Below are 12597 nucleotides of genomic sequence, written 5' to 3'. Positions count from 1 at the left end.
TCATGGCCGGCCGCCCGGGGTTTGCCGAACTGTTTGCCGCGCTGCCCGTCGCGGTGCTGGTGATCGATCCCGACGATCGCATCGCGCACGCCAATGCCTTCGCCGAGCAGCTGCTCAACCTGTCCGAACGGGTGATGCGCGGACAACCGCTCGCCGCGATCCTGCCGCCGCCCGCCGGCGAACGGCGCGAGGGGCAGGGGATGGCGTTCTACGATACCGAGATCGCGACGCCGCACGGGCCGCGCATCCGGGTCGATTTCGTCGAGGCGATGATCGCCGACCATCCCGGCTGGCGCGCCATCACGCTGCACACCGCGGCCAGCAGCAAGGCGCTGGGTCCGAGCGCGCGCGGCGCCAGCGCCCGGGCAGCGAGCGGCGCGGCGGGGATGCTGGCGCATGAGATCAAGAACCCGCTGTCCGGCATCCGGGGGGCGGCACAGTTGATCGGTGCGGGCGAACTGACCACGCTGATCGTCACCGAGGTGGATCGCATCGCCGCGCTGATCGACCGGATGCAGGATTTCAGCGACACCCGGCCGCTGCCGACCGCGCCGGAGAATATCTATCCGCTGATCGGCCATGCCCGGCGGGTGGCACTGGCCGGCTTTGCACGGGGGCTGACCATCGAGGAACGGTTCGACCCCTCGCTTCCGCCCGCCGCGATCAACCGCGATGCCCTGCTCCAGATCCTCATCAACCTGCTGAAGAATGCGGGCGAGGCGACCAGGGCGGTGCGGGTGCCGCGGATCGCGATCACCACCGCCTATCGCCACGGCATGTCGGTGGCGGCCGCGCCCGGCAAGCCCCGCGTGCCGCTGCCGATCGAGATCTGCGTGATCGACAACGGTCCCGGCGCGCCTGCCGATATCGTCGATCACCTGTTCGATCCGTTCGTCTCCGGCCGGCCGGAGGGGCAGGGCCTCGGCCTGGCGCTGGTCGACAAGCTGATGCGCGACATGGGCGGGATCGTCCAATATGCCCGTGAAGGAAGCCCCGCAATGACGACGCTCCGCCTCCTGCTGCCGCGCGGGCTTGCATGACGCGCATCCTGGTCGTCGACGACGATGCCGCGATCCGCACCGTCGTCGCGCAGGCGCTGCGCCGCGCCGGGCACGACGTGCAGACCGCCGAGACGCTGGCGCAGGCGGACCGGCTGCTGGCGACGCGAGTGCCGGACGTGCTGGTCACCGATGTGGTGCTGCCCGACGGCGACGGTATCGCCCGCGCGAAGGAGATCGGCGAGCGGCTGCCGCAGCTGCCGGTCATCATCCTGTCGGCGCAGAACACGCTGACCACCGCGGTGCGCGCGGCGGAGGTCGGCGCCTACGAATATCTCCCCAAGCCGTTCGACCTCGACGATCTCACCCGTGCCGTCACCGGCGCATTGGCGCGCAACGCCGCGATGCCGCCGAGCGAAGCGGGCGAGGACCCCGCGCTGCCGCTGATCGGCCGGTCGCCGGCGATGCAGGACGTCTACCGGATCATCGCGCGGGTGCTGTCGAACGACCTTACCGTGCTCATCTCCGGCGAATCGGGAACGGGCAAGGAGCTGGTCGCGCGGGCGATCCACGACCTTGGCCGCCGTCGTGCGGCGCCGTTCGTCGCGCTCAACATGGCGGCGATCCCCCGCGAGCTGATCGAGGCGGAGCTGTTCGGCCACGAACGCGGCGCCTTCACCGGCGCGGCGGTGCGCAATGCCGGCCGTTTCGAGCAGGCGGCGGGCGGCACCCTGTTCCTCGATGAGATCGGCGACATGCCGATGGAGGCGCAGACCCGGCTGCTGCGTGTGCTGCAATCGGGCGAGTTCACCACCGTCGGCGGCGCCCGCGCGCTGCGCGCCGACGTGCGCGTCGTCGCCGCCACCAACCGCGATCTCACCCAGCAGGTCGCCTCCGGCCAGTTCCGCGAGGATTTGTTCTATCGCCTCAACGTCGTGCCGATCGCGCTGCCGGCGCTGCGCGACCGGCGGCAGGACATTCCGCTGCTCGCGCGGCATTTCCTCGAAAGCGCGGTGGCGCAGGGGCTGCCGCGCCGCCAGCTGAGCGACGAGGCGCAGGCCGCGCTGGCCGCGCACGATTGGCCGGGCAATGTCCGCGAGCTAGAAAATCTGATGCGCCGCCTCGCCGTGCTCGCGCGCGACGAACTGGTCGACGCCGCCACGATCCGCGGCCTGATCGGCGCGCCCGGAGGCGCCGTCGATCAGGCTGCCGACCCCGGTATCGCGATGGCCGTCCGCCACCTCGTCGAGCGAATCGCGCGTGAGCGGCCGGATGCGCTGGATGACGGCTCGCTCTACGAACGCGTCATCGGCGAGGTCGAGCGCCCGCTGATCGAGACGATGCTGGCGCGCCACGGCGGCAACCAGCTGCGCGCGGCGCGGGCGCTGGGCCTCAACCGCAACACGCTGCGCAAGCGGCTGGACACGCTGGGGATCAGCGTGAGGGGCGGCGACTGATTGCGATTATTGCCGGGGTGTAACCCTCAGACCATCGTTGATCGTAAATTATGTGGTTTCCGTGCAACAATCCACGTTGTACGTAGGACGTAATGAACGCGGCCCCGACGCCCGATCTGCTGCCACCGATTCCGCCCCGCCGGTTGCGTATCACGCCTGCGGTCGAGGCGCTGGTGTTCGCGCTGGCTCTCGCCGTCGCGACCGCCACGTATTTCGTCATCGCTGGAACTAGCAAGCCACAGGTCCCGCTCTCACCCCCCGTGGTGGCCGCGCTGCTGGTCGCCAATCTCGTACCGGGTATCGCATTGCTGATGCTGGTTGGGCGCCGGATCGCCCGGCGACGGGCGGCAGCCTCACTCGTCGGCGGCGAAGGCGTGCTGCATGTCCGGCTCGTCGCAATCTTCTCGATCATCGCGGCGGTGCCGGCCCTGCTCGTCACCATCTTCGCATCGTTGCTCTTCCAGATCGGGGTGGAATTCTGGTCGTCCGACCGGGCGAGCGGGATGCTGGCCAATGCGCGGACACTGGTCGGGGAAAATTACCGGCGCGAGGTGGATCAGGTCATCGGCCAGGCGCAGGCGATGAGCGGCGATCTAGGTAAGGAACTCCAGGTGCATGATGTCGACAGCACCTATTTCCAGAAACTGTTGTTATTTCAGACATATAGTCGAGAACAATCGGAGGCGATGATCATCCGGCGTGGCGAAGGCGATCCCGCCATCGTCCTCAATCCCTATGATCGGCCCCTCCAGAACATCATCACCCCGGCGATGGAGCGCGAGCTTGATGCGGGTCGCGGCGCCATCGTGGTGCGCAGCGACGACCGAATCGGCGTGGTGGTGCCGCTGAGCTATGGGAAGGGCGCGTACCTCTACACGGCACGGATCTTCGATCCGCAACTCGCCGGCCAGATTCGTCGCGGCGATGCGATCGTACGGGATTACCAGTCGCTACAGAGCCGGTCACGCTCGTTGCAGCTGAAGTTCAACGCCGCATTGTTGCTGGTGTCGCTGTTGATCGTCGCCATCGCCGTTTGGGCCGCGCTGGCCGTCGCGGATCGCCTGGTGCGTCCGGTCGCGGAACTGGTCGGTGCGGCGCGGAAAGTCGCGGGCGGTGACCTGACGGCGCGGGTTGCCGATCCGCGGCGCAAGGACGAAGTCGGCACGCTAGCCAATGCATTCAACCAGATGACCGGCCGGCTTCAAGAACAGAACACCGCGCTTGTCACGGCGAACGATCAGCTTGAAAACCGGCGCGCGCTCATCGAAGCGGTGATGGCCGGGGTATCAGCAGGCGTCATTGCGACCGCTGGCGATGATACCATCCGCATCGCCAACCGCTCGGCGAACGAGCTGATCGGTGTCGAAGGCGACGGTCTGGTCGGGCGGTCCCTCGCGACGGTGGCGCCCGAACTCGCCGATCTGGTTGCGGGTCACGAGCGCGAGGCGATCGTGCAGGTCGCGCGGGGCGGCGAGCCGCGGACGCTGGCGGTGCGGATCGCGCGGACCGATTCGGGGCCGATCCTGACCTTCGACGATATCACCCAGCAGCTGCTCGACCAGCGCCGGGCTGCCTGGTCCGACGTCGCGCGGCGGATCGCGCATGAGATCAAGAACCCGCTGACGCCGATCCAGCTGGCTGCCGAGCGACTCCAGCGGCGCTACGGCAGCAAGGTCGATCCGGACGACAGCACCTTCGCGCGGCTGACCGAGACGATCGTGCGGCAGGTCGGCGATCTCCGGCGGATGGTGGACGAATTTTCCTCCTTCGCGCGCATGCCGAAGCCCGTCTTCCGCGAGGAATCCCTGGTCGACATCGCCCGCCAGGCGCTGTTCCTGCACGAGGTCGCGCACCCCGGCGTCCGCTTCGCGCTCGACCATAGCGTGCCGCCGCCGATGCTGGTGTGCGACCGGCGGCAGCTGAGTCAGGCGTTCACCAACATCGTCAAGAATGCGGTGGAGGCGATCGAAAGCAAGGGCGAGGGGCAGGGCAGCGTCGCGATGGACGTGCGGCTGGAGGGCGACACCGCGATCGTCGAAGTCGCCGACAGCGGCATCGGCCTGCCGCCCGACCGCGACCGGATCGTCGAACCCTATATGACGACGCGGGCGCGGGGCACCGGCCTTGGCCTCGCCATCGTCAAGAAGATCGTCGAGGAGCATCACGGCGTGATGACCTTTGCCGACCGCGACGGCGGGGGCACCGTCGTCCGCATGACCTTCGATACCGCGGCGCTCGCCGCACTGGATCAGGGGGCTGCCGCGCCCGAGCCGGCTGGGGAGGGCCAGCTCGCCGCACTCACACGCAATCGGAATTAGGATATGGCTCTCGACATCCTCGTCGTCGACGACGAACACGACATCCGCGAACTGGTCGCCGGCGTTCTGGAAGACGAAGGCTATGACACGCGTGCCGCGGCGGACAGCACCGCGGCGCTGGAGGCGATCGCGACCCGGCGCCCGTCACTGGTGCTGCTCGACGTCTGGTTGCAGGGATCGCGCCTGGACGGGCTGGAGCTGCTCGATGAGATCAAGCGGCGCGATCCGTCGATCCCGGTGCTGGTCATCTCGGGCCACGGCAACCTCGACACCGCGGTGGCGGCGATCCGGCGCGGGGCGAGCGATTTCATCGAGAAGCCGTTCGAGGCGGAGCGGCTGCTGCTGCTCGTCGCCCGCGCGACCGAGACCGAGCGCCTGCGCCGCGAGGTCGCCAGCCTGCGCGTCTCCGCGGGGCGCGAAACCGATCTGACGGGCAGCTCGGGCGCGATCAACGGCGTTCGCGCGACGTTGAAGCGGGTGGCGGCGACCGGCAGCCGCGTGCTCATCATGGGGCCGGCCGGCGTCGGCAAGGAGGTGGCGGCGCGGCTGCTCCACGGCTGGAGCAACCGGGCGCAGGCGCCGTTCGTCATCGTCAGCGCGGCGCGGATGACGCCCGAGCGGGTCGAGGAGGAATTGTTCGGAGTGGAGGAGGGGGGCGATCTTGTCCGGCCCGGCCTGCTCGAACAGGCACATGGCGGCACCCTGTTCCTCGACGAGATCGCCGACATGCCGGTGGCGACGCAGGCGCGCATCCTGCGCGTGCTCACCGACCAGAGCTTCAGCCGGATCGGCGGCACCCGCACGGTGAAGGTCGACGTGCGAGTCGTGTCCGCGACGTCGCGCGACCTGACGCACGAGATCGCCGAGGGCCGGTTCCGCGAGGACCTGTATTATCGCCTCAACGTGGTGCCGGTGGTGCTGCCCGCGCTGGCCGACCGGCGGGAGGATATCCCGGCGCTGGTCGAGCATTTCATGGCGCATTATGCCGCCGACCGCCGCGTGCCGACGCCGGAGATCGCGGCGGATGCGATGGTGGCGCTGCAATCCTATGATTGGCCGGGCAACGTCCGCCAGCTGCGCAACGTCGTCGAGCGCACGATCATCCTGGCGCCCGGCGATCGCATCGGCCGCATCGATCTCGACCTGCTGCCGGCCGAGGTGCTGGGCGACCAGGGCGATCTGGGTGGCGGCGGTGGCGGCGCGATCATGGGGGCGCCGCTGCGCGAGGCGCGCGAGACGTTCGAGCGCGAATATCTCCGCGTCCAGATCCGGCGCTTCTCGGGCAACATCAGCCGTACGGCGAGCTTCATCGGCATGGAGCGATCGGCGCTGCATCGCAAACTGAAGCTGCTCGGCATCACCGACATGCGCGACGACTGAATTCGCGCGGATTGACCGCTGGACGTTGGGGGCGATCGTACATAGATGGTGGCCGCCGCCCGGTCCGGGCGGCGATCCGACGCCGGGAAACGGCGCCACAGCGGGCTAACGGCCCGCCAATAAGATGAAAGGCTCATCATGGCCGACAAGCAAGGTTCGCTGCAGGACCTGTTCCTCAATGCGCTGCGGCGCTCTAAGACGCCGGTCACCATGTTCCTGGTGAAGGGCGTCAAACTCCAGGGCATCGTCACCTGGTTCGACAATTTTTCCGTCCTGCTGCGCCGCGATGGCCAGTCGCAGCTGATCTACAAGCATGCGATCTCGACGATCATGCCGTCGGGGCCGATGGACATCGCCGCGATCGTGGAGTCGGTCGGCGAGGCGCAGCGCAAGCAGCCGCTGCTGCAAGAGATTTTTCTGAACGCGGTGAAGAAGTCCGAGGATTCGGTCACCATGTTCCTCATCAACGGCGTGATGCTGCAAGGGCAGATCGCCGGGTTCGACCTGTTCTGTATGCTGCTGCAACGCGAGGGCATGGCGCAGCTGGTCTACAAGCATGCGGTGTCGACGATCCAGCCGGCGCGGGCGCTGAACCTCGCCGATGAAGGCGAGACGGACGACTGAGGCGTGAGCACCGGTTTCAATCGCGATCGCGATGAATTCGCCCGCGGCGGGCGCGCCCTGATCGTCCTGCCGGACCAGGGCGACGCCCACCGCGATGCGGAAGCCCGGCTGGACGAAACGGCGGGCCTCGCCGCGGCGATCGGCCTCGTCGTCACCGACAAGGTGGCGGTACGCGTTCGCCAGCCCAAGCCGGCCACGCTGATCGGCAGCGGGCAGGTGGAGCAACTGGCGGTGCAGGTGCGGCAGGACGAGGCCGATCTGGTCGTCTTCGATGCCAGCCTGACACCGGTGCAGCAGCGCAATCTGGAGACTGCGCTGGAAGCCAAGGTGATCGACCGGACCGGGCTGATCCTGGAGATTTTCGGCGAACGGGCCGCCACCGCCGAAGGGCGCTTGCAGGTCGAACTCGCCCATCTCGACTATCAGGCGGGGCGGCTGGTGCGCAGCTGGACCCACCTCGAGCGGCAGCGCGGCGGCTTCGGCTTCCTCGGCGGTCCGGGCGAAACGCAGATCGAGGCGGATCGCCGCCTGATCCGCGACCGGATGGCGCGGCTGCGGCGCGAGCTCGAACAGGTCAGCCGCACCCGTGGCCTGCACCGCGAGCGGCGCCAGCGGGCGCCATGGCCGGTGATCGCGCTGGTCGGCTATACCAATGCGGGCAAGTCGACGCTGTTCAACCGGCTGACCGGTGCGCACGTCATGGCGGAAAATCTGCTGTTCGCGACGCTCGATCCAACGCTGCGGCAGATTTCGCTGCCGGGGATCGACAAGGCGATCCTGTCCGACACCGTCGGCTTCGTCTCCGACCTGCCGACGCAACTCGTCGCGGCGTTCAAGGCGACGCTGGAGGAAGTGGTATCGGCGGACCTCCTCATCCACGTCCGCGATATCGCGCACCCCGATACCGAGGCGCAGCGTGCCGACGTGGAGGCGGTGCTGGCTGAGATCGGCGTGTCAGAGGCGACGCCCCGGTTCGAAGCGTGGAACAAGCTCGATCTGCTCGACGGCGAACGGCATGACGCGACCATTGCCGAGGCGGAGCGGCGCGACGATGTGGTCGCGATCTCGGCGCTCGACGGGGAGGGGATCGATACCCTGGTCGAGCAGGTCGCCGCCAAGCTGACGGCCGGCCATCGCCGCTATTGGATCACGCTCGATGCCGGCGATGGCGCGGGCGCGGCCTGGCTGCATGCGCATGGCGAGGTGCTGAGCCAGGCAAGCGAGGGGCTGGAGACGCAATATGAAGTGCGCCTGGCGGAGCGCGATTACGAGCGCTTCCTCCAGCGCTGACGCCGGTTCCCGCGCTCAGCCGCGCTTGACCTTCTGCCACAATGCCTCTTTCTCGGGCAAGTCCAGTGCTGGGAAGGCTTCGCCGGCGATGGCTTCCATCGCCCGGAAGCGATGTTCGAACTTGGCATTGCCGGCGCGCAGGGCGGCTTCGGGGTCGATGCCGAGATGGCGGGCCCAGTTGACCACCGAAAACAACAGGTCGCCGACCTCTTCCTCCAGCGTGTCCGGCGTTGCCGTCGCGACTTCGTCGACCTCTTCGGCGATCTTCGCCTTGGAGCCATCCGCGTCAGGCCAGTCGAAGCCGACGCGCGCCGCCCGTTTTTGCAGCTTCACCGCGCGCATCAGGGCCGGCAGACCCGCCGCGACGCCAGCGAGTGCGCTGGCGTCGGCGCGGTCGCGTCGTTCGGCGGCCTTCAATTCCTCCCAACCGGGGCTTTGGGCCGCGTCGCCGAAGATGTGGGGATGGCGGCGTTCCATCTTGTCGCTGATCGCGGTGACCACATCGGCGAGCGTGAAGGCGCCGGCTTCCTCGGCGATGCGGCTGTGGAAGACGACCTGCAGCAGGAGGTCGCCGAGTTCGTCCTTCAGGTCCGCGTCGTCGTTGCGCGCGATGGCGTCGGCGACCTCATAGGCTTCCTCGATCGTATAGGGTGCGATCGTCGCCCAGGTTTGCGCGACATCCCATTCGCAGCCATGCCGGGGATCGCGCAGGCGGGCCATGATCGCCACGAGCCGATCGATCACCGCACGCCCCCTGCCGTTCGATCCATCGGTTCGATAATAGACATTATGTTAAATCCTGCGGATGATGCGGTTCGAGGATCAGCGTATTGCCCTCCACCCGCCACGACTTCAGCTTGGACAGGAAGTTCATGCCCAGCACGTCGGTATCGCCGAATGCCGGCGACACCACGACCCCCAGGTCGCGTGCGACGATGTCACCGAGCTTCAGCTCGCGCACCGTCGCGGTCTTGGCGCTGATCTGGCCGTTGGCGGTGTTGAGGACCATCGGGAACATGCTCTGCCGCACGTCGAGCGCCGCGGCCTGCGCGGTCGGCACCGACAAGGCGGTGACGGTCGCGCCGCTGTCGACGAGCATCCGGCGCGTCACGCCATCCACGCTCACCCGCGCCCAGAAATGTCCGTCCGGGGCCATGCGGATGCGGGTTTCCCTGCCGACGACGTTCTGGTCCTCCAGATGGAGGGCGCGGGCGACGCGTTGCAGGTAGGGATCGAACATCTCGCGCTGGCCGATCACCAGCAGCAGCAAGCCGGCGAGCACCGCCCAGCTGGCCAGCGACAGCAGGATTCGGACGATCGGCACGCGCCGCGCGATCAAGGCCGACAGCGGCAGGATGAGGAGCAGGAGATAGAGAAGCGCGTGGCCGCCCGTATCCATATTCATGGGGTGAATTCTAGTCCGTCATAGCCAGGCTCGACGCCCGGCGGCAACGCCTGGATCAGCGTCGCATAATCCATACTGTGATCCATATGTACGAAGGCTGACCGCCGCGGTCGCAGCTCTTCGATCCAGCCGAGGACGGTCGGCACGGCGGGATGCGTCGGGTGCGGTGCATAGCGCAACGCATCGACGATCCAGACGTCGAGGCCGGTATACAGCGCCCGCATCGCAGGCGTCAGTTCATGGAAATCGGTAGCGTAGCCGATCCGCCGGCCGCCTGCGGAGAAGCGCAGGCCCGCCGAGGTGATCCGGCCGTGCGGCTGATCGACCACGTCGACGGTGATGCCGCCGATGGTCAGGCTGTCCGGCAGGTCCGACGCCTCTATCGTCGGAGGATAGCCCTGCCGCCCGGCGAAGACGTAGGTGAAGCGTTCGCGCAGGGCGGTGAGCGTCTGTGGGCGGGCATAGCCGTTGACCGGGCGACCGAGCGCATGGAAGATCTGCCGGACATCGTCGATGCCGTGGCAATGGTCGGCGTGATCGTGCGTCCAGATGATCGCGTCCACGGCCGCGACATCAGCGGCGAGCAATTGTTCGCGCATGTCGGGGCCGGTGTCGACCAGGATGCGGGTGCCGTCATGCTCGACCAGCAGGGATGCGCGGGTGCGGCGGTTGCGCGGCTCGGCGGGATCGCACGTGCCCCAGTCGTTGCCGATCCGCGGCACGCCCGACGACGTGCCGCTGCCGAGGATGCGGGCCTTCACGCCGGCGCACCGTCGGTGGGCCGAACGGCGGCCTTGTCGAAGAGCGTGAAGAAGTTATCCACAGTCCGCGCCGCGAGCTCTTCCACCGGCTCGCCGCGGAGTTTGGCGAGGAAGGCGGCGGTGTCGGCAACGAACGCCGGTTCGCCCGGCTTGCCGCGGTTGGGCACCGGCGCCAGGAACGGTGCGTCGGTTTCGATCAGCAGCCGCTCGATCGGCAGCCGCGCGGCGGTTTCCTGCAAATCGCGCGCGTTCTTGAAGGTAACGATGCCGGAAATGGAGATGTAGAAACCGAGGTCGAGCGCCGCATCGGCGAAGGCACCGCTGGCGGTGAAACAGTGGATGACGCCCTTATAGGCCCCCTGCTCCATCTCGTCGCGCAGGATGGCCAAGGTATCGGCCTCGGCGTCGCGGGTGTGGACGATCAGCGGCAGGCCGGTGTCACGGCAGGCGGCGATATGGGTGCGGAAGCTCGCCTGCTGGCGCGCGCGATCCGAATGGTCGTAGTAATAATCGAGGCCGGATTCGCCGATGCCGACGATGCGCGGATGCGCCGCGCGGGACACGAGCTTGGCGGTGTCGATGTCGGGATGCTGGTCCGCCTCGTGCGGGTGGATGCCGATCGAGGCCCAGACGTCGGGCTCGCGCTCGGCGGTCGCCACCACGGCGTCCCACTCGCTTTCCCGTGTCGAGATGTTGAGCATCGCCCCCACCCCGCGCGCGCGTGCACGGGCGAGAACGTCCGCCTGCTGCTCGAACACCCCCTTGTAATTGAGGTGGCAATGGCTGTCGGCGAACATCACGCCGCCACGGCCGGCATGTCGAGGCGGGGGAAGACCGGCGCAGGCGGCGCGATCACGAAGCCGGCAGCCGCCTGGCGCGCATACCAGCCGTCATCGTCGATCGCGGCATGATCGCGCTCGGCGGCGCCGAGCTGGTCGAGCACCTTGCCCGCGGATACCGGCACCACCGGCAGGATGGCGATCGCCAGCATGCGGATCGCCCGCACCAAGGTGCCGAGCACGGCGTGCATCCGTTCGGGATCGCTCTTGCGCAACGCCCAGGGCGCCTGCGCGTCGATATATTGGTTGCAGGCGAAGACGCCGCGCATCCACGCCTCGATACCCTGGTTGAGCATCAGATCCCCGAATGCGGCCTTCAGTCCGGCGCAGGCGACGACGACCTCCTCGATGAGCATCGCGTCCGCGGGGTCTGCCCTCCCCGCCTCCGGCAGGGCACCGCCCAGGTTCTTGGCGATGAACGACAAGGTGCGCTGGGCGAGGTTGCCGAAGCTGTTGGCGAGTTCCGCATTCACCCGCGTCACGATCGCTTCGGCGGAATAGCTGCCGTCCTGTCCGAAGCTCACCTCACGCAGCAGGAAGTAGCGGACCGCGTCGACACCGAAGGCCTGGGTGAGTTCGTCGGGGCTGACGACGTTGCCGACCGATTTTGACATCTTTTCGCCGCGGTGCAGGACGAAGCCGTGCGCAAACACCTGCCTGGGCAGCGGCAGATCGGCGGACATCAGGAACGCCGGCCAATAGACGGTGTGGAAACGCGTGATGTCCTTGCCGATCAGGTGCAGGTCGGCGGGCCAGAATTTCGCCAGCGTCGCTGCGTCGTCGGGATAACCGGCGCCGGTCAGGTAGTTGGTCAGCGCATCGACCCACACGTACATGACATGCCCCGGGCTGTCGGGCACCGGCACGCCCCAGTCGAAGCTGGTGCGCGAGACGGACAGGTCCGACAGCCCGCCCTCGACGAAGCGCATCACCTCGTTACGGCGCGCTTCCGGGCGGATGAAGTCCGGATTGGCGGCATAGAGGTCGAGCAAGGGCTGCTGATATTTGGACAGGCGAAAGAACCAGGTTTCCTCCGCGGTCCATTCGACGGGGGTGCCCTGCGGCGAGAGGCGCTGCCCCCCTTCCCCCTCGACCAGTTCCTTTTCGTCGTAGAAGGCTTCGTCGCGGACCGAATACCAGCCTTCGTAGCGGTCGAGGTACAGGTCGCCCTTGTCGCGCATCGCGCGCCAGATCGCCTGGCTGGCGGCGTAATGATCGGGTTCGACGGTGCGGATGAAGCGATCGTAAGAGATGTTAAGGTCATCAGCCATGCCGCTAAAATGCGATGACATTTCGTCGGCGAACGCGCGCACGTCCATGTCGCGCGTCCGTGCCGTCTGGGCCATCTTGAGGCCATGTTCGTCGGTGCCGGTCTGGAAGCGGACGTCGCGGCCTGCCTGGCGCTGGAAACGGGCGATCGCGTCGGCCGCGATCATCTCATAGGCGTGGCCGATATGCGGGCGGCCGTTCGGGTAATGGATTGCGGTGGTGATGTAATAGGGATCGGCCATGGCGGTTCCCTAGT

The 12597-nt window shown here is 67.8% G+C and carries 11 protein-coding genes; 6 read left to right on the top strand and 5 right to left on the bottom strand.

What is annotated here, in order from left to right; translation table 11 throughout:
• Positions 1 to 2 precede the first annotated feature (2 nt).
• The 6 genes from AC4GY7_RS01210 to hflX all read left to right on the top strand — a co-directional run bounded on the left by AC4GY7_RS01210 (position 3) and on the right by hflX (position 8067).
• The gene (locus AC4GY7_RS01210) at positions 3 to 1040 is read left to right on the top strand and encodes a two-component system sensor histidine kinase NtrB (RefSeq protein ID WP_491111583.1); all 1038 of its coding nucleotides are present in this window, start codon (positions 3 to 5) and stop codon (positions 1038 to 1040) included.
• On the top strand, positions 1037 to 2455 hold the full coding sequence (gene ntrC, locus AC4GY7_RS01205) for a nitrogen regulation protein NR(I) (RefSeq protein WP_491111582.1): 1419 nt from the start codon (positions 1037 to 1039) through the stop codon (positions 2453 to 2455). The genes AC4GY7_RS01210 and ntrC overlap by 4 nt, the downstream gene beginning before the upstream one ends.
• A gap of 92 nt (positions 2456 to 2547) precedes the next feature.
• Positions 2548 to 4773, top strand: a complete 2226-nt coding sequence (locus AC4GY7_RS01200) for a sensor histidine kinase (RefSeq protein ID WP_491111581.1) — start codon at positions 2548 to 2550, stop codon at positions 4771 to 4773.
• 3 nt (positions 4774 to 4776) lie between these two features.
• Complete coding sequence (gene ntrX / locus AC4GY7_RS01195; RefSeq protein ID WP_491111580.1) at positions 4777 to 6153, top strand: nitrogen assimilation response regulator NtrX; 1377 nt, start codon at positions 4777 to 4779, stop codon at positions 6151 to 6153.
• 138 nt (positions 6154 to 6291) lie between these two features.
• On the top strand, positions 6292 to 6777 hold the full coding sequence (hfq, locus tag AC4GY7_RS01190; protein ID WP_491111579.1) for an RNA chaperone Hfq: 486 nt from the start codon (positions 6292 to 6294) through the stop codon (positions 6775 to 6777).
• A gap of 3 nt (positions 6778 to 6780) precedes the next feature.
• Positions 6781 to 8067 (top strand): GTPase HflX, encoded by a 1287-nt coding sequence (gene hflX, locus AC4GY7_RS01185; RefSeq protein ID WP_491111578.1) that lies wholly within the window; start codon positions 6781 to 6783, stop codon positions 8065 to 8067.
• Between the two features lie 15 nt (positions 8068 to 8082).
• On the opposite strand, the gene mazG is transcribed toward hflX, so the two are convergent.
• Genes mazG through metG form a run of 5 tightly spaced genes read right to left on the bottom strand, consistent with a single transcriptional unit; the run spans position 8083 to position 12583 of the window.
• Positions 8083 to 8811 (bottom strand): nucleoside triphosphate pyrophosphohydrolase, encoded by a 729-nt coding sequence (gene mazG / locus AC4GY7_RS01180; protein ID WP_491111577.1) that lies wholly within the window; start codon positions 8809 to 8811, stop codon positions 8083 to 8085.
• 43 nt (positions 8812 to 8854) lie between these two features.
• A complete protein-coding gene (locus tag AC4GY7_RS01175) occupies positions 8855 to 9472 on the bottom strand; it encodes a retropepsin-like aspartic protease family protein (RefSeq protein ID WP_491111576.1) in 618 nt (205 codons plus the stop codon).
• Positions 9469 to 10233: an MBL fold metallo-hydrolase gene (locus tag AC4GY7_RS01170; RefSeq protein WP_491111575.1), complete on the bottom strand. Its 765-nt coding sequence runs from the start codon at positions 10231 to 10233 to the stop codon at positions 9469 to 9471. The genes AC4GY7_RS01175 and AC4GY7_RS01170 overlap by 4 nt, the downstream gene beginning before the upstream one ends.
• Positions 10230 to 11030: a TatD family hydrolase gene (locus tag AC4GY7_RS01165; protein ID WP_491111574.1), complete on the bottom strand. Its 801-nt coding sequence runs from the start codon at positions 11028 to 11030 to the stop codon at positions 10230 to 10232. Before AC4GY7_RS01165 ends, AC4GY7_RS01170 begins: the two co-directional genes overlap by 4 nt.
• Positions 11030 to 12583, bottom strand: coding sequence for a methionine--tRNA ligase (gene metG, locus AC4GY7_RS01160; protein ID WP_491111573.1), 1554 nt, complete (start codon positions 12581 to 12583; stop codon positions 11030 to 11032). The genes AC4GY7_RS01165 and metG overlap by 1 nt, the downstream gene beginning before the upstream one ends.
• Between the last annotated feature and the right edge of the window lie 14 nt (positions 12584 to 12597).

The organism is Sphingomonas sp. SP5, assembly GCF_058313455.1.
This window is presented reverse-complemented; position numbering and strand designations above follow the sequence as displayed.